Source organism: Corynebacterium sp. HMSC076D02 (assembly GCF_001813815.1).
GTDB lineage: Bacteria > Actinomycetota > Actinomycetes > Mycobacteriales > Mycobacteriaceae > Corynebacterium > Corynebacterium simulans.
In genome coordinates this window covers 60547-84851 of record NZ_KV814047.1, presented here as the reverse complement: position 1 = coordinate 84851, position 24305 = coordinate 60547, and the positions used below count along the sequence as shown (strand labels likewise).

At 59.2% G+C, this 24305-nt stretch carries 24 protein-coding genes; 14 read left to right on the top strand and 10 right to left on the bottom strand.

From position 1 onward, the window contains the following. The 3 genes from HMPREF2935_RS07050 to HMPREF2935_RS07040 form a co-directional block, all read right to left on the bottom strand. Positions 1 to 254 (bottom strand): aldehyde dehydrogenase family protein (locus HMPREF2935_RS07050; protein ID WP_141756031.1); only part of this gene is annotated, 254 nt, incomplete at its 3' end. 31 nt (positions 255 to 285) lie between these two features. Then, a complete protein-coding gene (locus HMPREF2935_RS07045) occupies positions 286 to 957 on the bottom strand; it encodes a GntR family transcriptional regulator (protein WP_070732556.1) in 672 nt (223 codons plus the stop codon). Beyond that, complete coding sequence (locus HMPREF2935_RS07040; RefSeq protein WP_062042838.1) at positions 954 to 2432, bottom strand: fumarylacetoacetate hydrolase family protein; 1479 nt, start codon at positions 2430 to 2432, stop codon at positions 954 to 956. Before HMPREF2935_RS07040 ends, HMPREF2935_RS07045 begins: the two co-directional genes overlap by 4 nt. A 124-nt stretch (positions 2433 to 2556) precedes the next feature. On the opposite strand from HMPREF2935_RS07040, the gene HMPREF2935_RS07035 reads away from it, so the two are divergent. Both HMPREF2935_RS07035 and HMPREF2935_RS07030 read left to right on the top strand, forming a co-directional pair. Continuing rightward, entirely contained in the window at positions 2557 to 3918 is a 1362-nt protein-coding gene (locus tag HMPREF2935_RS07035) for an MFS transporter (RefSeq protein ID WP_070518284.1), read from the top strand. Between the two features lie 156 nt (positions 3919 to 4074). Next, the gene (locus HMPREF2935_RS07030) at positions 4075 to 5925 is read left to right on the top strand and encodes an FAD-dependent monooxygenase (RefSeq protein WP_070732554.1); all 1851 of its coding nucleotides are present in this window, start codon (positions 4075 to 4077) and stop codon (positions 5923 to 5925) included. An 86-nt stretch (positions 5926 to 6011) separates the two neighbouring features. Here the strand turns inward: HMPREF2935_RS07030 and HMPREF2935_RS07025 are convergent, their stop codons facing one another. Next, positions 6012 to 6653 carry a hypothetical protein gene (locus HMPREF2935_RS07025; protein ID WP_070732552.1) on the bottom strand — a complete coding sequence of 214 codons (642 nt, stop codon included), beginning with the start codon at positions 6651 to 6653 and terminating at the stop codon, positions 6012 to 6014. Positions 6654 to 6949: 296 nt separating this feature from the next. Here HMPREF2935_RS07025 and HMPREF2935_RS07020 point away from each other — a divergent pair, with 296 nt between their 5' ends. Genes HMPREF2935_RS07020 through trpA form a run of 6 tightly spaced genes read left to right on the top strand, consistent with a single transcriptional unit; the run spans position 6950 to position 13609 of the window. Next, entirely contained in the window at positions 6950 to 8485 is a 1536-nt protein-coding gene (locus tag HMPREF2935_RS07020) for an anthranilate synthase component 1 (protein ID WP_070732550.1), read from the top strand. Then, a complete protein-coding gene (locus HMPREF2935_RS07015) occupies positions 8482 to 9147 on the top strand; it encodes an anthranilate synthase component II (protein ID WP_070732548.1) in 666 nt (221 codons plus the stop codon). Before HMPREF2935_RS07020 ends, HMPREF2935_RS07015 begins: the two co-directional genes overlap by 4 nt. Next, the gene (trpD, locus tag HMPREF2935_RS07010; protein ID WP_070732546.1) at positions 9148 to 10170 is read left to right on the top strand and encodes an anthranilate phosphoribosyltransferase; all 1023 of its coding nucleotides are present in this window, start codon (positions 9148 to 9150) and stop codon (positions 10168 to 10170) included. Then, a complete protein-coding gene (gene trpCF, locus HMPREF2935_RS07005; protein WP_070732544.1) occupies positions 10163 to 11539 on the top strand; it encodes a bifunctional indole-3-glycerol-phosphate synthase TrpC/phosphoribosylanthranilate isomerase TrpF in 1377 nt (458 codons plus the stop codon). Before trpD ends, trpCF begins: the two co-directional genes overlap by 8 nt. Positions 11540 to 11576: 37 nt before the next feature. Beyond that, entirely contained in the window at positions 11577 to 12791 is a 1215-nt protein-coding gene (gene trpB / locus HMPREF2935_RS07000; protein ID WP_070732542.1) for a tryptophan synthase subunit beta, read from the top strand. Then, the gene (gene trpA, locus HMPREF2935_RS06995; protein WP_070732540.1) at positions 12791 to 13609 is read left to right on the top strand and encodes a tryptophan synthase subunit alpha; all 819 of its coding nucleotides are present in this window, start codon (positions 12791 to 12793) and stop codon (positions 13607 to 13609) included. The genes trpB and trpA overlap by 1 nt, the downstream gene beginning before the upstream one ends. A 111-nt stretch (positions 13610 to 13720) precedes the next feature. On the opposite strand, the gene HMPREF2935_RS06990 is transcribed toward trpA, so the two are convergent. Next, the gene (locus tag HMPREF2935_RS06990; RefSeq protein ID WP_061925454.1) at positions 13721 to 14938 is read right to left on the bottom strand and encodes a dicarboxylate/amino acid:cation symporter; all 1218 of its coding nucleotides are present in this window, start codon (positions 14936 to 14938) and stop codon (positions 13721 to 13723) included. A 167-nt stretch (positions 14939 to 15105) separates the two neighbouring features. Between HMPREF2935_RS06990 and HMPREF2935_RS06985 the strand changes: the two genes are divergently transcribed. Together HMPREF2935_RS06985 and HMPREF2935_RS06980 are read left to right on the top strand one after the other, a co-directional pair. Next, positions 15106 to 15561: an SdpI family protein gene (locus HMPREF2935_RS06985; protein ID WP_070732538.1), complete on the top strand. Its 456-nt coding sequence runs from the start codon at positions 15106 to 15108 to the stop codon at positions 15559 to 15561. Between the two features lie 236 nt (positions 15562 to 15797). Beyond that, complete coding sequence (locus HMPREF2935_RS06980) at positions 15798 to 16169, top strand: Rieske (2Fe-2S) protein (protein ID WP_070732536.1); 372 nt, start codon at positions 15798 to 15800, stop codon at positions 16167 to 16169. 73 nt (positions 16170 to 16242) lie between these two features. Here HMPREF2935_RS06980 and HMPREF2935_RS06975 read toward each other — a convergent pair whose 3' ends face one another. Next, positions 16243 to 17307 carry an NADH:flavin oxidoreductase/NADH oxidase gene (locus HMPREF2935_RS06975; protein WP_070732534.1) on the bottom strand — a complete coding sequence of 355 codons (1065 nt, stop codon included), beginning with the start codon at positions 17305 to 17307 and terminating at the stop codon, positions 16243 to 16245. A gap of 28 nt (positions 17308 to 17335) precedes the next feature. Between HMPREF2935_RS06975 and HMPREF2935_RS06970 the strand changes: the two genes are divergently transcribed. After that, the gene (locus tag HMPREF2935_RS06970; RefSeq protein ID WP_070732532.1) at positions 17336 to 18295 is read left to right on the top strand and encodes a bile acid:sodium symporter family protein; all 960 of its coding nucleotides are present in this window, start codon (positions 17336 to 17338) and stop codon (positions 18293 to 18295) included. Continuing rightward, positions 18292 to 18603, top strand: coding sequence for a hypothetical protein (locus tag HMPREF2935_RS06965; RefSeq protein ID WP_061925465.1), 312 nt, complete (start codon positions 18292 to 18294; stop codon positions 18601 to 18603). The genes HMPREF2935_RS06970 and HMPREF2935_RS06965 overlap by 4 nt, the downstream gene beginning before the upstream one ends. 20 nt (positions 18604 to 18623) lie before the next feature. On the opposite strand, the gene HMPREF2935_RS06960 is transcribed toward HMPREF2935_RS06965, so the two are convergent. Genes HMPREF2935_RS06960 through HMPREF2935_RS06945 form a run of 4 tightly spaced genes read right to left on the bottom strand, consistent with a single transcriptional unit; the run spans position 18624 to position 21681 of the window. Beyond that, positions 18624 to 18956 carry a branched-chain amino acid transporter permease gene (locus HMPREF2935_RS06960; protein WP_061925468.1) on the bottom strand — a complete coding sequence of 111 codons (333 nt, stop codon included), beginning with the start codon at positions 18954 to 18956 and terminating at the stop codon, positions 18624 to 18626. After that, positions 18956 to 19660 (bottom strand): AzlC family ABC transporter permease, encoded by a 705-nt coding sequence (locus HMPREF2935_RS06955; RefSeq protein WP_061925471.1) that lies wholly within the window; start codon positions 19658 to 19660, stop codon positions 18956 to 18958. The genes HMPREF2935_RS06960 and HMPREF2935_RS06955 overlap by 1 nt, the downstream gene beginning before the upstream one ends. A gap of 17 nt (positions 19661 to 19677) precedes the next feature. Continuing rightward, positions 19678 to 20274: a YqgE/AlgH family protein gene (locus HMPREF2935_RS06950; RefSeq protein ID WP_070732529.1), complete on the bottom strand. Its 597-nt coding sequence runs from the start codon at positions 20272 to 20274 to the stop codon at positions 19678 to 19680. A gap of 3 nt (positions 20275 to 20277) precedes the next feature. Further along, complete coding sequence (locus HMPREF2935_RS06945) at positions 20278 to 21681, bottom strand: CCA tRNA nucleotidyltransferase (RefSeq protein WP_070732526.1); 1404 nt, start codon at positions 21679 to 21681, stop codon at positions 20278 to 20280. 28 nt (positions 21682 to 21709) lie between these two features. Between HMPREF2935_RS06945 and HMPREF2935_RS06940 the strand changes: the two genes are divergently transcribed. Both HMPREF2935_RS06940 and HMPREF2935_RS06935 read left to right on the top strand, forming a co-directional pair. Continuing rightward, on the top strand, positions 21710 to 22294 hold the full coding sequence (locus HMPREF2935_RS06940) for an NUDIX hydrolase (protein ID WP_061925480.1): 585 nt from the start codon (positions 21710 to 21712) through the stop codon (positions 22292 to 22294). Further along, entirely contained in the window at positions 22291 to 24300 is a 2010-nt protein-coding gene (locus tag HMPREF2935_RS06935; RefSeq protein ID WP_070732524.1) for a DUF6049 family protein, read from the top strand. Before HMPREF2935_RS06940 ends, HMPREF2935_RS06935 begins: the two co-directional genes overlap by 4 nt. Positions 24301 to 24305 lie beyond the last annotated feature (5 nt).

Sequence of the window (24305 nt, the reverse complement as noted above, 5' to 3'; positions counted from 1 at the left end):
TTGAGGACGCGAGCACGCTCGCGGGGGAGAGCCTTGGACCACTCGCCGCGCTCAAAGGCAGCCTTGGCGGCAGCAACGGCCTTGTCGATGTCGGCCGGCTTGCCGGAGGCGGCCTTGATGTAGTTCTGGTTGGTTACCGGATCCAGTACGTCGAATTCATCGCCGTCGATGGAGGAAACGAACTCACCATCGATGTAGTGGAGGATCTTCTCTGGCAGGTCGTTTGGCTTCGCGGCGTCGTTGTTGATGCTCATGGCTTTAGGGTTCTCCTTTAAGTCTGGGTATCTAGGTTGCGTTTGCAGTGTCTGTTTCGGCGTTTTTTGCCCGATAGCTCCGAGAGGTTTGCAAGCGGTGTTCCCGTGCAACCTTTTCCACGTATGCTTCCTCGGCGCCGATCTCTATGAGGGTGATTAGCTTTTCGTGTTCTTCCACCGAGTCCAACGCCCGCTCCGGGATGTAGCGGAAGGTCGAAACGCGGTGATATTCCAGTTGGTCCCATTGCTCGTAAACCAGCTTTACAAGCCTTTCGTTGGGACACTTGGCAAAGAGCACGCTATGAAATTCTTTGTTGAGCTTGGTGAACTCGTCTGGGTCGTGGGTGACATCAAGCTCCCGCATCTGCTGATTAAGCTCCCGCGCCTTAGCGACGTCCGCGGCTTCGAGGAAAGGAGCGGACTGGGCGGTTGCCCGGGCCTCAAGCGTGGCCACGATCTCCATGGACTCGTAGTAAGCCTCGCGGTTGTGGGTGGTTACTCGCGCGCCCACATTGCGCTCGTAGGTAACCAGCCCTTCGGCTTCGAGCTGCCTGATCGCCTCGCGCACTGGCACGACGCTGACATCGAGTTCTTCTGCAATTTTTGTAAGAACCAAGCGGTGGCCTGGCTCGTATCCGCGGGTGCGGATCTGCTGGCTTATCCAGTTATAGGCCTGTTGGGATTTGCTTTCCGCGAGGCTCATTGACCACCCCCATTCTTAAAGGCGAGGTAGGCCTCCTTGTTGGCGCCCTTTGGCGGGAACATCCCGTCGAGGCTTGCGCCGGCCTTGACCTGCCCAGCCACCCAGTCATCCTCATGCTCCTTGGCAAGCGCAGCGTCTGCTACCTCCTCAGCCAACTCGCGCGGGATGACGATGACGCCGTCGTCATCGCCGACGATGATGTCTCCCGGGATAACGGTGGCGTTGCCACAGGAAACAGCAATGTCGCTATCCCACGGAACATGCTTGCGGCCGAGCACGCATGGGTGCGCGCCTTGGGTGAAGACGGGCAAGCCGATCTCACGGACCGCCTCGTAGTCGCGCACACCGCCATCGGTGACAACACCGGCCGCGCCGCGGGTCTTCGCGCGCAGTGCAAGAATGTCGCCCAGGGTGCCAGACCCCGGCTCTTGGCGAGCCTCGATGACGATTACTTCGCCTTCCTTCACGGTGTCGAAGACTTTCTTCTGCTCGTTGAAGCCGCCGCCGTGGCTCTTGAAGAGATCTTCGCGCCCGGCAACGAAGCGCAGGGTGCGGGCGACGCCCACCATTTTGGTGCCCGGAGTCTGTGGATAGACACCTTCGATGACGGATTGGTTGATGCCGCGATTTCGTAACTGTGCCGAAAGTCCGGCGGTGGGCGCCTCCTCCAATTTCCGCTTCAATTCCGCGGAAAGTTCGGAAGAGGAGGAAGAGGCAAGCGGCGGAAGCCCAGCGGACTCACGGTCGCCGTAGGCATCCTCGCGCTGCTTGTCATCGACATTCGGCAGGTTGCCCAGAGCCGAATCGAAGGAAGCCGGGATTTCTACGACTGCCGTCTTAAGACGTCCGGAGGTCTCGCCACCCGGTACGTCAACCTCGACCTCGACGACATCGCCGGGCTTGATCACGGTGGAGCCCGCCGGGGTGCCCGTCAGGATGATATCGCCAGTCTCCAAAGTCATGTGCTGGGAGAGGTCCGCGACAAATTGCGCGAGAGGGAAGATGAGGTCCTTCTCAGACGAGGTACCCTCCTGCGCCAGCTCGCCATTAACCCAGGTGCGCAGGCGCAACGAGGCGGGGTCGATCTTCTGGGCGTCGATAAGCATGGGCCCAATCGGCGTATAACCATCGCGGGACTTGGAACGGGTATTAGATCCCTTATCCTGCGCGCGATAATCATAAAGCCCCAGGTCATTGGACGCAGTTACATAGGCAACATGACCCCAAGCCTCATCCAAGGTGACATTGCGAGCCGGCTTGCCAATGATGAGCGCAATCTCGCCTTCAAATGCCAACAGCTCAGTGCCCGCCGGACGCTCGACGACGCCGCCGGATTCCGCCAGGGTACTGGTCGCCTTCAGGAAGTAACTCGGGGTCTTGGGCCAGCGACCACGTTGAGCGGCACGGGACTCAAAAGCCACGTGCACGGCAATAATCTTGCCCGGTTTCTCAGGCAGAAATTGGGGTACAGCCATGAAAAATCCTTCTTTTCTCTCAAATGTTTGCCCAAATCGTATATTATCCCTACCAACGCCGCAAGTGGTTCAACTCACAATAAGTGGTTAGGTATACGACAAGCCACAACTAGAAAGGGAAAACATGTCGCAAGCAACTGCCGCCCCGACAATCACGACGGCCGAACGCCGCCGGGTTGTCGCCGCGACCACCATCGGTACCGCCATCGAGTGGTACGACTACTTCCTCTACGCCGCAGTAGCTGGCCTCGTATTCAACAAGCTCATGTTCGGCCCGCTGGAAGGCGGCCTGGCCACCATCATCTCCTTCCTTACGGTTGGCCTTTCCTTCCTCTTCCGCCCAATCGGCGCTTTCCTCGCCGGCCACTTCGCCGACCGCCTTGGCCGTCGCGTGGTTCTCATGGTCACCCTCTTCGCCATGGGCGGCGCCACCACGCTAATCGGCATCCTGCCCACCTTCGATAGCGCTGGCGTTTGGGCGCCGATCCTCCTCATTGCCCTGCGCATCATCCAAGGAATTTCTGCCGGCGGCGAGTGGGGCAGTGCGGTGCTGATGGCGGTGGAGCACGCGCCCGTCGATAAGCGCGGGCTCTATGGCGCCGGACCCCAGGTGGGCGTGCCGGCTGGCCTGCTGCTTTCTTCCGGAGTTCTTTCAATCATGAACACCATCGCGCCTGGCGATGCCTTCATGGCCTGGGGCTGGCGTGTACCGTTCCTGCTTTCCTTCGTGCTGGTTTTGGTGGGTTACCTAATCCGCATGGGCGTTGACGAATCCCCAGTCTTCGAGGAAATCGCCGAGCGCCAAGAGGAAGAAACGCCACATCCTTTCGCCGTTCTGTTCAAGAAGTTTTTCCCACTAGTCTTCACCGCAGCACTGGTTTTCGCAGGCAATGGCACCGTGGGCTACATGACCACGGGCGGCTACATCCAGAAGTACGCGACCGACCCGGACGGTCCGGTTGCGCTCGCGCGCGGCGACGTCCTGAATGCCGTCACGCTTTCCGCGTTTACCTGGGCACTTTTTACGTTGTTTGCCGGTGCCATCTCCGATCGAATTGGTCGCCGCGCGACTTATCTCATCGGCTTTATCGCTCAGGCGCTCGGCGCCGCAGCGCTTTTCCCTCTGGTCAACACTGGCGATCTCAAGCTGCTCTATCTGGCACTGACCTCGCTAACCTTTGGCCTGGGCCTGACCTACGGCGCCCAGTCCGCCATGTATGCCGAGCTTTTCCCGGCATCCATTCGCGCCACGGGCGTTTCCATCACCTACGCCCTCGGCTCGGTCCTAGGCGGAGCTTTCGCCCCGATGATTGCGGCTTCCCTGGTCGAAGCAACGGGCACCACCTTCGCGGTATCCGGCTATCTAGTCACGGCTTCGCTGGTTGGCCTCGTGTGCACCTTCATCCTCCGTGAGCGCAAGGGAATCCCTCTTGGCCCAGAGCACGAAGCCGCGCAAGCGCGCGGGCACTTCATCTTCAGCAAGTAAATCCCCAGCGTTTCCACGCAAATCTGAATGCTCATTGTAGAAAACTGCGGCATCATATATGATTCCGCACATAGGACTTAGATCACACTCCCTAAATGCATTGAGTTAAGTCACCCGCATCCCATCCACTTCATCTTGGCCAACAAGGAGATCACAGTGCAGTTCCACCACAATGGTTATGTTTCCCAAGACCCCCGCGTCCTCGAGCCCGCAGGTTACGGCGTCGACCGCGCCAGCGAACTGCCAGACACCATGGACGTCCTCATCGTAGGCTCCGGGCCGGCGGGCATGATCACGGCTGCACAGCTGGCAATGTTCCCGAGCGTCAACACTCGCATCATCGAGCGCCGCCCGCACCGCCTCATCCTGGGCCAGGCAGACGGCATCCAGTCCCGTTCCGTGGAGACTTTCCAGGCCTTCGGCTTAGCCAAGGAAATCACCGAAGAAGCCTACGAGATCACCGAGATGTCCTTCTGGAACCCGGATCCAGAAAACCGCGAGAACATTATCCGCGGCGCCCGCCCCGTCGATGACGAGGGTGGCATCTCCGAGTTCCCACACCTCATCGTTAACCAGGCCCGCGTTCTGGATTACTTCGCCCGCTTTGCCCACCGCGCCCCGGGCCGCATCGAACCGGACTATGGCTGGAAGTTCATCGAGCTCGAGGTAGGGGAGGGCGAATACCCCGTTGCCGTCAAGCTCGAAGATGAGAACGGCAATCCCCGCACGGTCCACGCCAAGTACGTCGTTGGCTCGGACGGCGCCAAGTCCCGCGTGCGCAAGTCTATTGGCCGTTGCTTAAACGGCGATCAGGCCAACCACGCGTGGGGTGTCATGGACGTCGTGGTCGATACCGACTTCCCGGATTGGCGCACCAAGTGTGCCATCCACTCCAAGGCTGGCTCGATCCTCCACATCCCGCGCGAGGGCGGCTACCTCTGCCGCATCTACGTCGACTTGGGCGTCGTCCCAGAAGGTGACAACGGCAAGATCCGCGAGACGCCAATCGAGAAGATCATTGAGAAGGCCAACGAGATCTACTCTCCTTACTTCATCGATGTGAAGATGGTGGCTTGGCACTCCGTCTACGAAGTAGGCCACCGCCTAGTCGATGCCTTTGATGACAACAACGATTCCCCGCGCGTCTTCCTCACCGGCGATGCTTGCCACACCCACTCCGCGAAGGCGGGCCAGGGTATGAACGTTTCCATGCAGGATGGTTTCAACATCGGCTGGAAGCTTGGTCACGTCTTGGATGGCCGCGCGCCGGAGGAGCTGCTGAGCACCTACCATGGCGAGCGCCAGCCAGCCGCACAGAACCTCATCAACTTCGATAAGGAATGGTCCACCCTTATGGCCACCCCGCCGGAGGAACTCGAGGATCCATGCGCGGTGGAGAAGTACTACGTCGCCGCCGAGGAATTCGCTGCCGGCATGATGACCCAGTACGAGGAGAACATCATCGTCGGCGACACCCAGCATCAAGAACTGGCCACTGGCTTCCCGGTGGGCAAGCGTTTTAAGTCCTTTGAGGTTCTCCGCCGCTGCGACGCAGTTCAGCAGCACCTGGGCCACCAGCATTTCGCAGACGGCCGCTACCGCATCTACGCTTTTGCCGACGCCCCGAAGGCCGGCGAGGAATCCAAGTTCAGCGCCTGGGCCGAGCGGATGAAAGAGGTTCTGGCCAAGTTCACTCCCGCTGACGCCGACGAGAACACCTACTTCGACGTCAAGGCCATCTACCAGCAGACCAACCACCACGATTACGAGATCTTGGACGCCCCGCGTCTCTTCCGCCCCCTTAACGGCAAGTTCCATATCCCCAATTGGGAGAACGTATTCAACGCCCTGCCTGGCGAGCGCGACATCTTCGACGCCCGCGGAATCTCCCGCGAGGGCGCCGTTATCATCGTCCGTCCAGACCAATACGTCGGTGCGGTACTGCCGCTTGATAACGTCGCGGCGGTCGAGGCTTACTTCGACAAGGCGCTGTTGCCAACCAAGTAAGCAACGGCTCAAAAAGCAGCCACAAACAACGCCCCGCGTAGTGTTTCACGTGAAACACTACGCGGGGCGTTTAGCGTTAGCAGCGCCTAGGAGTGCTTAGCCAGGAGCGCTTCCAGACGCTCCGCGAGCGGCTGGCGGTTCAGCTCCGCTCCCTTCTCGCGGAGATCGGCAGCTTCAAATTCTGGAAGGACCTTATCCAAGACCTCGTTAGAAGATTCTTCTGGGTGCTTCAACGCGCGATAGAAAGCGGCACTCAATACGATTTGTTCTATCACCGCTATGGGCTTGCCCGGAGCATATTCCGGAGCATCCGGCTCAAAGTCCCAGACCTGGACCCAGTCGAGGCCGAAGAACTTGGGACAATTTCCTTCCACGATTTCGCGGGCGTAGTTGCGGGGAACGGCAGCGCTACGGCGGCCCGGATCGAAGATAGCGAGGACTGGCTCCCCATCGTTCTCGCCAACCACGAGCCAATCGCTGCCGTGGTATTCCACCAGCGATTGGCCGAGCACGAGCTCAACCTCATCGAAACTGAGCTTCGGAGCGACCTCACGGGCGAAGGCGTCGACATATGGCGCTTGCCATGTCTTGTGCTTCTTCAGCTTCTCATCGTCGCCGTGAACTTCCATGAAACGCTTGAAGGTCTCGGCCGCTTCCTCACGACGCTTGGTTAGTTGTTCCGAGTACTGTTCCTGAAGTGGTGCGAGTTTGGATTCAAGTGTGCTCATGCTCACAACCATACATCGGAGCATTCATTTTGTTCGTGCATAAAATGTGCGCGAAACCACACACGTAGCACACACTCATGCTATGGTGTGTCTCATGCAACTTCTGACCAACAAGACCCAGAACTGGTGGTGGCTCGCGTAACTGCGGGCCGGTTCACTCGAACCCAGAAGATTTAGGCTCGCGCTATGCGGGCCTTTCGTGGTTTTATAACCACCACGGCGCACGCGGCGCGAAATCTAAAGCTTCAAAACTTTAAAAGCTACAGACAACATTTAGCCGCGAAAGGCCACCACGAATGCCACCAACCCCTACCTCCAGAACGGTCTTCCATACCGCCTCCCGAGCGATACCTTATGAGCAGGATGCATCCCTGCTTTTCCAACGGCTCGCGCAGCCGAAGGATAGCCTCCTCCTTGAAGCCGCCGACATCGAGTCGAAAAAGAACCTCAATTGCATCGCAGTTCTCCAGGCCGCATTGAAAGTTACCTGCCGGGGACAGCGTGTCACAGCCACGCCACTAACTAAAGTGGGCGAGGCAATGATGGAGCGCCTCAAGGATCAGCTTGGCGAGTACTTCGATGGCGAGGCGTTCGCCTTTAGCCTTTCCGCGAAGAGCGACGAGCGCGAGCGCCTCCGCGACGTTTCGACCGCCGCCGTACTTCGTGCCCTTCAATTAGATGCCAGATACTCCACGCCGGATGGCGCCCTTCCATTCGTCGGCGGCGGCTTTGCTTATGACTATCTCGAGACCTTCGAGAAACTGCCCGCCGTAGGGGAGGGGCCGAACGATTATCCGGATTATGAGTTCGTCGTCGCACAGACTCTCCTCACCATCGACCACGCCGCAGAGACCGCCGCGTTGCATGCGGTCGACCTGAGCGAGGAAGCGGCGTCGGCAAGCTTGGCAGAGCTCGCATCCATCAAGCCGCAAAGTCTAGAACCCGCACCGAACCGAGATCGCCTCGCTGCGGAAGCTTCGATGACCGACTCCAAGTTCCGCGCCATTGTGTCACAGTTACAAAATAACGTGACTGCGGGGGACATCTACCAAGTGGTGCCATCCCGCGCATTTTCCCTCGATTGCCCCGACGCCTTCGCCGCCTACCGCCAACTGCGCGAGACGAACCCTTCGCCGTATATGTTCTACGTGCGCGGCGCGGACTATGAGCTCTTCGGCGCCTCACCAGAATCCAACCTAAAGTTCGACGCCCCAAGCCGCGAGGTTCAGCTTTATCCCATCGCCGGCACACGGCCGCGCGGGCTCAACAAGGATGGCAGCATCAACCACGAACTCGACATCCGCAACGAGCTCGAGATGCGCACGGATAACAAGGAAGTTGCCGAGCACACGATGCTTGTGGATCTGGCCCGCAACGACCTCGCGCGCGTGGCCGTCCCACAGACTCGCAAGGTCGCCGAGCTGCTCCAGGTGGATCGCTACTCCCGCGTGATGCACTTGGTTTCACGTGTAACCGCCACCCTCCACGAGGACTACGACGCCCTCGACGCCTATCGCGCATGCATGAACATGGGCACCCTCACCGGCGCCCCGAAGCTTCGCGCAATGGAACTCATCCGCGAAACCGAGAAAGCCCGCCGCGGTTCCTACGGCGGGGCAGTGGGATACCTGAAGGGCGATGGCTCCATGGATAACTGCATCGTCATCCGCTCCGCCTACGTGAAAGGCGGGGTAGCGGTGGTTCAGGCTGGCGCCGGCGTTGTCCGCGATTCCGTGCCGCAGGCCGAAGCCGATGAAACCTTGCACAAGGCCTATGCCGTGCTGCACGCCATCGCACTCGCTCATAACGCAAAACTGGAGGTTGTCCGGTGACTTATTCCACGCAGAGTCATTCCCCGCACGTGGTGCTCATCGATAACCACGATTCCTTCGTCTACAACTTGGTCGACGCACTCGCCGGCTACCGCACGACCATCTTCCGCAATACCGTCTCGGTTGAAGAAATCCTGGCTGCGGAACCCGACATCATCTGTCTCTCCCCAGGCCCGGGCCACCCGCGCGAGGCCGGCTGCATGGCGGAACTCATCGATAAGGTGCTGGGGAAGATCCCGTTGTTTGGCATCTGCCTCGGCTTCCAAGCGCTGCTGGATCACCACGGCGGCACCGTCGAGCCCTGCGGCCCGGTTCACGGCAAGTCGGTCCGGATGACCCTCACTAAAGCTGGCGCGAAACATCCCATCTTCACCGGGCTCGCCGTCGACTCCGAGCCGGACAATCCGGATTACGTCGGCACCCAAGTCCCAGTGGCGCGCTATCACTCCCTGGGCTGCAAGCAAATCCCTACAGAAATGCGGGCGCTGGCTACCACCGCGACCGCCATCGGAGACGTCGTCATGGCGGCCGAGACCGAGGACCAGATGGCCTTCGGGGTCCAGTTCCACCCAGAGTCCGTACTTAGTCCCACCGGGCCCATCATGCTGGAACGCTGCATCGAGTATTTGTCCGCGAAATACATATTTGGAAAGGCCAACTAAATGGAAGACGAGAACGCACTGAAGCTACTCCAGGAGTACTTGAACACCGCCGAACCCACCCTCGAACAGGCCGGGAAGGTCTTTACTTCGCTGACCGTCGGCGAGTACGACGACATTCACATCGCCGCTTTGCTCATCCACATCCGCACCAGGGGCGAGACGCTTGCCGACGTCGCCGGTGCCGCCCATGCCTTCCTGAAGGCCGGCCGCCCTTTCCCGATCACCGGCGAGGGCCTGATGGACACCGCGGGCACCGGTGGTGACGGCGCGAATACCATCAACATCACCACCGCGGCGTCGCTAGTCGCAGCCTCCGACGGGGTGAAGATGATCAAGCACGGCAACCGCTCGGTTTCTTCCAAGTCGGGTTCGGCCGACGTCCTCGAGGCACTGAACATTCCGCTAGACCTCAACCCAGAGCGCGCCGTGCGCCAATTTGAGGAGTCCAACTTCACCTTCCTCTTCGCCCCGGCCTATAACCCGGCGGTGGCACACGTGCAGCCGGTGCGCAAAGCACTCGGCATCTCCACCATCTTCAACACCCTCGGTCCGCTGCTTTCTCCGGGCCGCCCAGAGTTTCAGATTATGGGCATCGCCAACCCCGCGCAGGGACGCCTCATCGCGGAAGTCTTCAAGGAGCTAGGCCGCACCCGCGCGTTGGTGGTCCACGGTGCTGGCACCGATGAGATTGCCGTCCACGGAAACACCCCCGTGTGGGAGCTAAAGGATGGCGAGATCAGCGAATATGACGTCACGCCAGAAAGCCTCGGCATTGAACGCCACGAGCTCGCAGACCTAGTCGGCGGCGACGGCGCGGAGAATTCGCAGCTGCTTCGCGACGTCTTCGCGGGGGAGGGCAAGCCCGCACACCGCGATGCCATCGTCGCCGCGGCGGGCGCGATGTTCTATCTCTACGACAAGACCTCCACCATTGCCGAGGGCGTCGCCCACGCGAAGGAAATCATCGACTCCGGCCAGGTGGCCGGGTGGTTGCGCACCCACGAGGAGGCCAACTATGCCTAAGCTGCCAACGGTGTTGGAAGGGATCGTCGCGGGGCGTCGCACCCACCTCGCGGAGATCCGTGAGCGCATCGCCCACGTGGATCTGGCGAACCTGCCGAAGTCGGAGCGTTCGCTTTACGACGCCCTGAATGGCACCAACCGCTTCATCATGGAATGCAAGTCTTCTTCGCCTTCGCTCGGGCTCATCCGCGAGCACTACGAGCCGGGTGCCATCGCGCGCATCTACTCCCGCTATGCCTCGGCAATTTCGGTACTGTGCGAGCCCGATAAGTTCGGCGGCGATTATGATCATCTGCAAACCGTCGCGATGTCCACACATCTGCCGGTGCTGTGCAAGGACTTCATCATCGACCCGATTCAGGTTTATGCCGCGCGCTACTACGGTGCTGACGCCATCTTGTTGATGATGTCCATCGTCGACGACGAGACCTACGCCGAGCTCAAAGCCCTTGCCGATTCCTTAGGACTGGACGTACTGACGGAGGCGATTACCAAGGAGGAAGTCGACCGCGCCGTTGCCTTCGGCGTCGACATCATCGGCATCAATAATCGGAACCTCCACGATCTGAGCATCGACCTGACGCGTTCGGAAAAGCTCGCGGAATATGTTCCGCAAGGCAAGATCATTGTCTCCGAGTCAGGAATCCGCGATAACCAGACGGTGCGTCGCATCGGCGGCCACGCCAACGCTTTCCTCGTCGGCTCTCAACTGACGAGCCAGCCGGACATTGACCTGGCCGCGCGCCGCCTCGTCTACGGCGACAATAAGGTCTGCGGACTCAGCACTCCTTCCGCGGCGCAGGCGGCTCGTGCGGCCGGTGCCATCTACGGCGGACTCATCTTCGAGGAGGACTCTCCGCGCAATGTTTCACGTGAAACTGCGGAACAGATCATCAGCCACGAGCCGGGGCTGCGTTACGTTGCGGTCTCGCGCCGCACATCCAACTTCGCGGAGATTGCCTTCGAGGGCATCCACGCAATCCAGCTGCATGCCCCGTATCAGGGGAGCGTCGAAGCCGAGCGCGCGCTCATCGCGGAGGCCCGCAAGCATTCGAACTTTGTCTGGCGTGCCATCGACATGACGGCGCCGGATGCCCCGGACTTGGCGCGGGCGCTTGCCGGAGACGCGGATCTCCTCGTTCTCGACACCGGCCGCGGCGGCACGGGGCAGACCTTCGATTGGTCCACGGTTCCACGTGATATCCCGGCCCTCCTCGCTGGAGGACTCAACCTCGAGAATCTGGAGGAAGCGCTCGCCGTCGGCACCGCCGGCCTCGACCTCAACTCCGGAATGGAGACCTCCCGCGGCAAGGACTCTGGCCTCATCGCCCGCGCCTTCCAAACCATCCGCAACTACACAAATCCTTAAATTGACTTCTTCACAACACCCCGACACAGGAAAGAACATGACTGAAACACAAGAAACCAGGGAAACCTTGCTCCCGGCCTACTTCGGTGAATTCGGCGGGCAATTCGTGCCAGAATCCCTCATCCCAGCTCTCGATCAGCTTGAGCAAGCCTTCGTCGATGCCCAAAACGATCCCTCCTTCCGTGAGGAGCTCGCCGGCTACCTGAAGGATTACCTCGGCCGCCCGACTCCGCTGACCAAAGCGACCAAGCTCGGCGGCAAGGCCCGCATCTTCCTCAAGCGCGAGGACTTGGTGCACGGCGGCGCACACAAGACGAACCAGGTAATCGGCCAGGCCCTGCTGGCCAAGCGCATGGGCAAGACCCGCATCATCGCAGAGACCGGCGCCGGCCAGCATGGCACCGCCACCGCACTGGCTTGCGCGCTGCTCGACCTTGAGTGCGTGGTCTACATGGGAGCCAAGGACGTCGAGCGCCAGCAGCCCAACGTCTACCGCATGGAACTCATGGGCGCCAAGGTCGTCCCCGTCGACACCGGTTCCGGCACCCTCAAGGACGCCGTTAACGAAGCACTGCGCGATTGGACCGCAACCTTCCACGAGTCCCACTATCTCCTCGGTACTGCAGCCGGCCCACACCCGTTCCCAACCATCGTGCGCGAGTTCCACAAGGTGATTTCCGAAGAGGCAAAGGCGCAGATGATTGAACAAACCGGCGAACTGCCGGACCTCGTCGTCGCCTGTGTCGGCGGCGGCTCCAACGCCATCGGCATGTTCGCCGATTTCATCGAGGACGAGGGAGTCGAGCTAGTTGGCGCTGAGCCAGGAGGCGAGAGCCTCGACTCCGGTAAGCACGGTGCCACCATCAACAACGGAACGGTGGGCATCCTCCACGGCGCGCGCTCCTATCTGATGCGCAATGCTGACGGCCAAGTAGAGGAGTCTTACTCCATCTCCGCCGGCCTGGATTACCCGGGTGTCGGCCCACAACACGCACACCTGTCTAAGACCGGCCGCGCTAAGTACGTCGGCATCACCGATGCCGAGGCACTCGAAGCCTTTCAGCTACTGAGCAAGAAGGAGGGCATCATCCCGGCCCTCGAATCTTCCCACGCCCTCGCCTATGCGTTGAAGCGTAAAGAAGAAGACATCACCATCCTCGTATCCCTTTCTGGCCGCGGCGATAAAGACATCGACCATGTCCGTCGCACCCTCGAGCAGAACCCACAGCTGCGCCTCAAGGAGGAAAACTAATGAGCCGCTACGACACCCTGTTTGCCACCCTCAAGGACGAGGGAGCATTCGTTCCTTTCATCATGCTGAGCGATCCCTCTCCGGAAGTAGCTCTGGAGATCGTCCGCGCGGCCGTCGCCGGCGGTGCCGACGCCCTCGAGTTGGGCGTTCCTTTCTCTGACCCAGTTGCCGATGGCCCGACGATTCAGGCCTCGCACATCCGCGCGCTGGCCAACGGCGCGACCGTCGATGCCGCAATTGAGCAGATCAAGCAGATTCGCTCCGAGTTTCCGAAGCTTCCCATCGGCATGCTGATCTACGGCAACGTCCCATTCACCCGCGGCATCGAGAACTTCTATCAGGAGTTCCGCGATGCGGGTGCAGATAGCATCCTGCTTCCCGACGTCCCGGTGCGCGAAGGCGCCCCATTCGTCGCGGCCGCGGAAAAGGCTGGTGTCGACCCAATCTTCATCGCCCCGGCACAGGCGAGCGAGAAGACCTTGGCAGGCGTGGCTAAGTACTCCAAGGGTTACATTTATGCCATCTCCCGCGACGGCGTGACTGGTACGGAGAAAGCCTCGGAGACCCGCGGCCTCGACGAGGTGGTTGCCAACGTAAAGCGCTTCGAAGGCGCTCCGGTTCTCCTCGGCTTCGGCATCTCCACCCCAGAACACGTTGCCGATGCCATCGCTGCCGGCGCAGCGGGCGCGATCACCGGCTCCGCAATCACCAAGATCATTGAGAAGCACGTTTCACGTGAAACCGACATTGATGTCGATGCCCTTAAGCAAGACATCACCGACTTCGTCGCATCCATGAAGGCGGCGACCAAGAAGTAGCGGCACTTAAAAAACTGAGCGCATCAAAACGCATATAAAAAGACCCGAGGAAGTTCTCGCATGAACTTTCCTCGGGTCTTTATTTTGGATTTAGCGCCTATAAAGCCAGCTTTATTGTTGCTCGGCTGGGGTAGTGGTCTCCTCGTCAAGGCCCTCAATCTTGCCGCGTGCGAAGCGATCCACAATCATCGCGATTGCGCCGTCGCCGGTGACATTCGCTGCGGTACCGACCGAGTCGATGGCAATGTATGCCGCAATCATGAGCGCCACGAGGGAATCATCGAAGCCCATGTGTGCCTGCAGAAGACCCACCGCAACCATCACCGCACCGCCTGGGACGCCAGGCGCAGCAACCATCATGATGGCCAGAAGGAAGATGAACCCTGCCGCCTCGCCGAAGGAAACATCCATGCCCGTCATCGTGACGATGGCGAAAGCGTACAGGGTCAGCTTGATCATCGAGCCCGAGATGTGGATGGTTGCGCCGAGTGGAATGACGAAACCAGCCACGGGACGAGAGATGCCATTCTTGAGCGTGGACTCTAGGGAGACCGGAATCGTGGCAGCTGAGGATGAGGTACCCAGCGCGGTGAAATAGGCCGGCGCCATATTCTTTAGCGCGACGAAGGGATTCTTGCGCGCGATTGCGCCAGCAACCAGGTACTGGAAGAGGAGGTACACGATGGTCATGACGACGGCGAGGATAAGCACCTTAGAGAAGGCAACGAGGACGTCGCCAAGATTGCCATTCATTCCCAGCGACAAGAACATGCCGAAGATGTAGATCGGCAGAAGCGGAACGACGAATCCCCAGATGATCTTGACTACGACGGCTTCCAGCTCTTTGGTCACCGCGTAGAGAGTGTCGGACTTCACCGCAGTCATCGCAACGCCGATACAGAAGGACAAAAGCAACGCCGACATTACTTCGAAAGGTGGCGGCATATCCACGGTGAAGTAGGGCTGCAGCGCACCTTCCTCAATATCGGAAACGTTGGTATCGATGGTCTGGCCCGCAAGCATCGTTGGATAAAGCGCGACTGACAATCCATAGGCAATGAAGCCCGCGAGAATCGTGGAGCCATACGCGAGTGCGACCGTCATTCCGAGCCATTTGCCAGCGCCGCGACCAAGCCCCGCAATCGCAGGCGCCACGAGGGCGAAAATCAGAACTGGGATGAAGAAGCCCAGAAAGTTTCCGAAGAGCCCATTGAACGTGGCGAAGATGCGCGCGGCCCATTCCGGCAGAATGAAGCTAGCAGCAATGCCCAATATGATCGCAGCGACGATCTTAAAGAGCAAAGAGCTAGTAATACTCTTGAGGTTCATTTAGCTATCTTTTCATTGTTATGTGGTGCGTGTGACCACTGTTTTCTTTGGCACAACACGAGCAGAATGTTACCAAACGAGCAGCTTTTCACACTCATCGTAAAATCACCGCGAACCCACGAAGAGCTGGATTTTCTTCTGGCAAATTCAGGGATAAACTAGGGGACATGCTCGCGATAGCCATCATCTTCTTTACCCTCGCCGCCATCTTCCTCATCGTGGGCGGCCTCGCCACCGCGCGTAAGCTCCCCGGTAATAGTGTCGTGGGCCTCCGCCTGGTAGAAATCCGCAAGACTAAGGAAGCTTGGGACAATGCTCATGGAATCGCCGGCCCATTCTGGATGCTCGCTGGTGTCTCTTTGCTCTTCGGCGGAGTCGTGGCGATCTCCGCACGCGGCTGGATGTGGACCATCCCGGCCCTGACTTTTGTGATTTCCATCCTGGCGCTGTCCATCGGATCTAACATGGGTTCTCGCGCAGCCTTCCTGTGGGATGAAGCCCACAAGGCAGAAGAGGGCTGCGGTGACAGCTGCAACTGTGGCGACGATGGATGCGGCTCCACCGAACCCGAGGTAGATCTCGGGGCGCTCCGCAAGGCAGCCGAGCAAGCAGATCACGCCTAGCAAGCCTTCAGCCCTCGCGCTGCGGGGGCTATTTTCATAGAGTTTCATAAAGACACAGTGACGTTAATTAACAAATCAGATAGTCTAAGGACTTATCGTCATGAGTGACTTTAAGATTGGCAACTAATGTCAGCCGAAAATGGGGAGTATAAAGAATTTGTTTATTCCAAGACTTGGCCTCACCGACCGAAAGGAAACTGAGCCGATTTTCCGAAAGAATGCGATAGGGTAGACACATGACTCAGTGTTCACGTCGCATCTTCCTTCTCGGCTCCGCAACCACCTTCGCGGGCGCCTACCTTGCCGCATGCGGTAAGGAACCAAGCGCAGAAATCGCAGCCACCGAGGTTCCGGTCGGCTCGGCCGTCATTGTAGACAAGGTCATCTTCGCGCAACCCAAGAAGGGTGAGTTTAAAGCATACTCGCAGACTTGCCCACACCAGGGCAGCCTAATCACCCAGATCGACGAGATGACGGCAACCTGCACCACGCATTTTACTTCCTACAACTTGGAAGACGGCTCCGTCATCGACGGCCCTGGAACCAAACCGCTAACCGAATATGACGTCGAGACCGAGGGCGACAAGGTTAAAAACGTCTCGGCTTAAGACCAAAAAGGGGGAGTGTTTCACGTGAAACGCTCCCTCTTTTGATTAATAACGCCGAAACATTAAGCCCCAATCACCGGGCGCGGCTATAGGAGGGGAGCGCCTCCAACGGTGAACCGAGTTCTTCAGCAGCGCGTCGCGGCCAATAGGGATCCTTCAGAGCGGCACGGCCAACCTCAATGACATCGGCTCGATCGGCAGCAAGAATTTCTTCGGCGTGCTGCGGCTCAGTAATGAGGCCAACCGCCGAAACCGGCAGGCCCGCTTCACGGACCTTAGTGGCACAGTCCACCTGATATTCAGGTCCAACCGGAATGTCGGCATGCACGTTGCCGCCGGTAGATACGTCAATCAAGTCGACCCCACGTTCACGCAGCTGCACGGCAAGGGTGACGGTGTCCTCGACATCCCAAGCTGGACGATCAAAGATCCAATCGGTGGCAGAGACACGCGCGATAAGCGGCATCTCCTCGGGGATTACCGCACGCACTGCGTCGACAACCTCAAGGGGAAGGCGCAAACGGTTTTCCAGGCTGCCGCCATACTCATCGTTGCGCTGGTTGCTCAGCGGGCTCAAGAAGTTGTGCAGCAAGTAGCCATGCGCCATATGGAGCTCGATTGCGTCAAAGCCGGCCCCAACACTGCGCTTTGCTGCGGAGGCAAAGTCTTCCACCACGCGTGCGATGTCGGCAGGAGCCATCTCCCGTGGAACCGCATAGTTGGGATAAGCGATGGGCGAGGGACCTAGAGTTTCCCAGCCACCTTCGGAGACGGGGACGGAGCCGCGCGCGTAGCTGGGCAGCATCGGATAGGTAGAAGCCTTGCGCCCGGCATGGCCCAGCTGAATGCCGATGCGAGCATTAACGCTATGCGCGAAGTCGACGATTTCCTTCCACTTATCGCGCTGCTCGTCGGTCCAGATACCGGCGCACTGCGGGGAGATGCGGCCTTCTGGGGCGACGGCGGTGGCCTCTACGATGCTGAGGCCAAAGCCGCCGGCAGCATGTGAGCCATAGTGAACCATATGCCAGGGCTGAGGTACGCCTTCTACTGCCTGATACTGACACATCGGCGGCATCCACACGCGGTTGGGAAACTCGACGCCGCGCAAGGTTAGCGGAGTAAATAACTTAGTCATGCTCACATGCTACCGATAAGATTTGCTCATGACTTCGCGCCTCAAGAAGATAGATCCGCTCATATTGCTCATCATCTCCGCGGTAATAGTCGCTATTGTTTTCCCGGCCAGAGGAGAATTTGCCGCAGTCTTCGACTCGTTAACGAACATCGTTATTGCACTGCTGTTCTTCCTCTACGGTGCTCGTCTTTCTACTGCGGAGGCACTGGCAGGCCTGAAGAATTGGCGCTTACATTTAACGATCTTGGCTTTTACTTTCATGGCCTATCCGTTGCTGGGATTAGCACTTCGCCCACTTACGGCATTCATTTCACAGGACATGTATCTGGGAATCCTGTTCCTGACGCTGGTGCCATCAACAGTGCAATCCTCGGTGGCCTTTACCTCGGTGGCGAAAGGAAATGTCGCGGGAGCCATCGTGTCTGCCTCGGCCTCAAACCTAGTCGGAGTCGTCCTAACTCCTTTGTTAGTCATGGCGCTGATGGGCGCGGGAGATGGCATATCGGTAGACGGGGGAGTCTTCCTGGAGATCAGTCTGCTTCTGCTTGCACCTTTCGTTTTAGGTCAACTCACGCGTCGCTGGGTAAAGGACTTTGCCGCTAACAAAGGCACAAAGATCGTCGACCGTGGTTCGATCGCGATGGTGGTTTATGGCGCCTTCTCCAAGGGAGTGGTCGACGGCATCTGGGGCTCAATCAAGATCTGGGAGCTGGTGTCCCTCGTGGCGCTTTCCATCGCTATGGTGGCCTTCATGCTGTGGCTAACGCGCATCATTAGCTCCCACATCGGGTTCGGGCGCGAGGACGTCATCGCCATCGAATTCTGTGGTTCCAAGAAGTCTCTCGCCACCGGGCTGCCCATGGCGTCAGTTATCTTCGCGGCAGGTGGGACCTCACTGGGGCTTTTGATCCTGCCGCTGATGATCTACCACCAGGTTCAGCTGATGATCTGCTCCTGGCTGGCTGCCCGGTATGCTGGGCAGTCATGAGCACCCTGATGTACATCCGCACCACCATGGAGGTCCCGGGCGTCGGTTCCGCCATTCACGTAGCGGAAATGGAAGAAGTAGACGCCGAGACCTGCACCATGCTGCGCATGATTGCGCTCGCGCCAAACGACGCCGTGGCAGGCGCCGCCACCCCAAATAAATCGGTGGGAAACGCCGACATCCCGCAATCCACGGTGCCGCACCCAAACACCTACGACAATTACCCGAATATCAGCGCGGAGCATGTCTCCGAAGAGGATTTCACGGCACTGTGGACCGAGGCTTTGGCGCTCTACGGAGACCTATAGGACGCTTCGGCGTGGAAGCGTTAGAAGACGAAGTTAACTAAAAGCACGTAAGCGGCAGTTCCGCCGAAGATCGAGAAAGCGGAGCTCTTTCGCCACCAGTGCAGCCCGGCAGTAATCGCCACACCAATCAAGGCGGCGAGGATTCCGCCGGGCGCTTCTTTTTGTCCGTAGACGGTATAAACCACCAGCACGGTCATAACGCCCACCGGCATGGTCATACCGAGTAGGCCGATGAACTGGCTGCCTTTCAGCGCCTTGATGAAGGAAAAGGGCAGCTCACGCAACAGCAGAGTAACGACGCAGATTGGCAACAACACCGCCGCTACCATGGACAGACTTACGCCTGCTGGCATTAACGCTCACCCCTTCGCAGAATCATTGCGGTATCCAGACGCGGAGAGAAGTGACGCATCAACAGCAGCAAGAAATAGGCTGCCAGTGCGACCATGAGAACCTGCCCAGGAAACAGCACCGCGGAAAGAATGCCACACACTGCTGCGGAAAGCGGCAGAGAGTAATCCTTGTTGTTTTGGAAGGCATCCATGGTCAGGACGACGAAGAGCGCCACGAGGGCGAATTCGAGGCCCTTGATATCCGCGGGGATAACCTGGCCGGCAAGAGCGCCAACGATTCCGCTGCACACCCAGGAGGACTGAATCAGGCCCTGAATAGTAAGGATGTGTGGGCCGCTAACTTCCTCATCCTTGGGCTTGGAGGAAACGATGGCATAGGCTTCGTCGGTTAGCGCATAAGTGGCATAGGCGCGGCCCAGACGACTGTGGATGTTATCTCGTGGGAATGTAAGCCCGTAGAAAATATGGCGGAAGTTAACCATGAAACCAGTGACCAACGAGGCAATTGCACTAGTGCCTGCCGTAACCATATTGATGGCGAGGAACTCCATCGAACCCGCATAAATAACGGTGGAAAAGATGGGAGCCCACCACCAGTCGTAGCCGGTTTGCACAATCAGGATTCCGAACGCGAGTCCAAGCGGTACGAGTCCTAAGGCTACCGGCGCAGTATCTTTCAGACCTTTAAGAATCTCCTCACGCATGCGCAAATACTAGATCATTAGTTGTCATTAATATTCGCCGGGTATGTGGAATACAAAGGCAGCGGCATAGGCTGACGCTTCATAACATCGCCCCACAGGTCAGCGGCACCGGAAGTGAGCACGTCTTGCGCAAGCGCCGGAGCAACATACCAGTCGCCGCGATCAATTTCTTCCGATAATTGGCCAGGGCCCCACTCCGCGTAGCCGGCGAAGAAACGCGCGCCGTCGACAAGCTCAGCGATCTCCTCGGGCTCGGCACGCAGATCCACGTGCACCAGGCGCGGGGCAAGCTTATTGAGCTGTGGCTCCTGCTCGATGCGCACGCCCTGCTTAGTCATGCCAAGCGCTATGACGGATTGCTGATTCATCGGGCCACCGATGTAGAGCGCCTGCGGCTTAGCCACGAGGGGCAGCCACTCAGGAAGCACGTTGAACACGGCCACTTCGGAGCGCTTGGTCAGATCGACGCCGAAGGTCATCACGTCGTTGTGCTCGATCACCAAGATCACCGAGCGAGCGAATTCAGGAGAAAGCATGCCCGGTGCAGCGATCAAAAGCTGGCCGGGGGCGGGCTCGTTGCGCTCTAGGGCGTTGAAAAGTCTATCGGCATACATTACTTACCTAGACTCCCACCACTGACGCAGCTTCGCAATAGCAACCTCGCGCCCCAGCGGGCCTTCCTCCAAGCGCAATTCCTTAAGATAAGACCAAGCTTGGCCAACCTCCGGCCCGGGCTGCAGGCCGAGGATCTCCATGATCTCGTTGCCGTCGAGATCCGGACGCACCTTGGCCAAATCTTCCTTCTTAGCGATCTCCGCGATGCGTTCTTCCAAGTGATCGTAAGTGCGCTGCAGGCGGCGAGCCTTCTTTTCGTTGCGGGTAGTGCAATCGGCGCGCACGATCTTGTGCAGGCGAGGAAGGAGATCGCCCGCGTCGGTGACGTAGCGGCGCACGGCGGAGTCGGTCCATTGGCCTTCACCAAAGCCATGGAAGCGCATGTGCAGGTAGACCAGCTGGCCGATGGCCTCGGTGGTGGCCTTGGGGTACTTCAACTTGCGCAGGCGCTTGCGCACCAGCTTCGCGCCGACGACCTCGTGGTGATGGAAGGTCACCTTGCCGTTGGTGGTATCGCGGGTGTCGGGCTTGCCGACGTCGTGAAGCAAGGCTGCCCAGCGCAGGATAAGGTCCGGCTCTTCCTCCTGATCGATGGCCTGCCGCAGCACGGTCAGCGAGTGGACATAGACGTCCTTGTGCTGTGCATGCTCATCGGGCGCCATACGCAACGCTGGGATCTCGGGGAAAACATGATCTAGGATTCCGGTATCAACGAGCAGGTCAATGCCCGTTTCCGGGCGCTTGCCCAGGATCAGCTTATCCAGCTCTACCTGCACGCGTTCGACGGTGATACGGCGGATCTCGCCGGCCATTTCTTCCATCGCGGCCTTGACGCGATCTGCCACCTGGAATTCCAGCTGCGAGGCAAAGCGCGCAGCACGCAGCATCCGCAGCGGGTCATCGTGGAAAGAGATCTCCGTTTTATCAGGAGTATCGAGGATCTTGTTTTGCAGATCGCTTAGGCCACCCATCGGGTCGTGGAACTCAAATCCATCTTCCTTGAGCTCGATGGCCATAGCGTTGACCTTGAAGTCGCGGCGGACCAGATCGCCTTCGAGGGTGTCGCCGAAGACTACCTCGGGGTTACGGGAATCCCCATCATAGGAATCGGAGCGGAAAGTGGTGATCTCGATCTGCTGGCCTTTATAGACGGCCGATACAGTGCCGAAGTCGATGCCGGTATCCCAGACCTTTTCGGCCCAGCCTTCCAAGATCTCCTGGACCACCTCGGGACGCGCATCCGTGGTGAAGTCAAGATCGTGGCCGAGGCGCGACAACAACGCGTCACGCACAGAGCCGCCGACTAGATAGAGCCGGTTTCCGCGAGCACGAAATTGCTCTGCGAGGCCACTGAGCGAGGCTAGAGTCTTTTCAACGCCGTTTAGCTGAGTGTCCTGAAAATTCACGGATGTGAGTCTACTACGATTAACCAGGATGACTAAGCACGAACAAGGTTCCGGCAGACGGCGTCGCCGCCGCCGTCCGGAAAGACGCCCCCAGCGCAGCTCCGCCACGCACATGACCACGCGTGACGAGACTTCCGCAGGCGGACTTGTCGTGTCCGGACTCGCCGAAGCCGTCGATGGGGACCAGGTAGATCTGTCCCGTATCTATGTAGCGCTCATCGGGCGCCTCGACCGCCGCGGCCGCCTGCTGTGGTCCATGCCGAAAGGGCACGTGGAAAACGGTGAGGACAAAAACGTCACCGCTGAGCGTGAGGTCTGGGAAGAAACGGGTATTCACGGCAAGGTCTTCGCGGATCTTGGAATGATTGATTACTGGTTCGTCTCTGAGGGCGTGCGCATCCACAAGACGGTGCATCACCACCTGCTGCGCTTCGTCGACGGCGTCTTGAACGACGAGGACCCAGAAGTCACCGAGGTCTCCTGGATCCCGGTCTCGGAGCTCATCGAGCACCTGGCTTATGCCGATGAACGCAAGCTGGCGCGCATCGCGCACGATCTGCTGCCGGATCTGGCCCGAAAGGAAGCCGCCGCAGGAAAGGCGACCCCACGGTGAAGCGGCTGGCAGCACTGATCCTCGCGGGAGCATTGGCTGCCCCGATTCCTGCGCAGGCGCAGACCACGCAGACCACGTCGTCGGGCACGCTCGACTTCGACATGCTCACCGAGTCAACCGAAGACGGCGTCATGTCCGCGACCTTCCGGATCCATAATCCGACGGAAGAAGAGATCGAGGATCTGCAGATTACGAGTCGGCGCAGCGATGCCATTTCGACCACTGCGCAGGCCCAGGAAGAGCTGGCGGCGGGCACCTACCCGTACTACGGGGCGTCGACAAGCGCAGGCAGCATTGGCCCAGGGGATACCAAGGAAGTGACGATCAAAGCGCCGCTTTCTTTGGGGCAGGAGCCCACGCTCGCAATGACGGAGCCGGGCAATTACCCGCTGCTTTTCACGCTGACGGGTACCCAGAATGGGCAGGCCAATAGCTTTGCCGAGGAGCGCATGATCTTTGATTTCAATGCGCCGGTGGAAAATCGTCACGCCCTGACGCTGATCTACCCGATCACCGCGGACATAAACATCGTGCCTGGTGAGACCGGGGGAGAGTCCCTCATCTTGAGCGATGATCATCTGGCCGAAGAGCTGCGTGAGGGCGGCCGGCTGGATAAGTTGCTGGACTCCTACCTGGATCATGATTTAAAGGGTGCGGGCTGCGTGGCTTTGGATCCTGCGCTGGTGGATACGGTGAACCGCATGGCCGATGGTTATACGGTCAATTCCACGCGTCCTTCAATTGCGGAGCGCCCCAAACGCCTGCGCGACTCTTGGTTTAGGGATAAATCCGAAGAGCGCGGCGAGAAGGGCAGCGGTTCCGCGGATGCAAAGGCGTGGATTGAGCGCCTCAAGCAGATCGATTGCACGATGGCGCTGCCGTGGGGCAACACCGATATCAATGCGGTAGCCCACATTAATAATCAGTTCTTGACTAATGAGGCGATCGACCGCCACTTCGATGATCTGCTGGGCAAGCCGACGTCGACGCTGCTGCTTCCCGACGCCGGGTATGTCACCCAGGAGTTTTCACGCCCGGCTCTGGTGGCCGATAACACCGGCTGGTCTGGTAAAGCTGCAACTTTCAACGCCTCGCTGGGAGCGCTTCTGGATCCGAAGGCGGGCTACGGCAACCCGTATCTGCGCCACGATGAGGCAGAGAACTCTGCGCTGGCTGAGGCGCTGAGCAGCGCGGCATCGCTAAGCATTGCGGCAAGTGAAGAAGATGTGGTGGCCAAGCTGCCCAATAACCTGAGCCCGGAAAAAGGCCAGAAGGTGCTCGAGACCGCGGCGCGGCTCATCGAGCATGACAAGGTGCAGCCGCGCCCAGTGACGCAGCTGCCGTTGGAGGAGACTGAACGCCCGTCGGGCTCGCCTTATGAGGATGAAAATGCCTACAGCGACACGGATATCGTGCGCGTGGAGCAGCAGGCGCGTTATACGGATGCGCTGACCAACATCATGGTCAACGACCCGGCGATTGCGATGACGCGCTATGAGTTTACGCTGCCGCTGCGCCGCGACCTGCTGTTGGCGCTGTCCCGGGACTTTGATTACCGCCTGTCCAAGCAATCTGAGATGCTGCGCACTCTGCGTTCTTCGGTGTCGCTGATCCCACCGGGCAACGTCTATACCCGCGTCTCGGATTCATCGCCGCTGCTCATCGTGGCGGAAAATGGACTGCCGCTGCCTGTCGACGCCTCGCTTATCTATGAGTCCGACGACGCATCTCTCAACACTCCGTCGCGCGTGCGCATCCCAGCAAAGGGTTCCATTACGGTAACCATGACCGCAGATATGCCGGACGTCGACCGAACAGACATCAGCTTGTGGTTGGCCACGCCTAACCAGCAGACCATCTCCGAGCCGATAAATATCGCTGTTCAGACTCGTGCCGGTATCGTAAGCGTGTACGGAGTCGGCGCCATTGCCGCTCTTGCTCTCATTTTGACCCTGCTCTTCCGGCTGGGCCGTAGAAAAAGAAAAGTTCGAAAAAGAGATAGTTAGTTCCT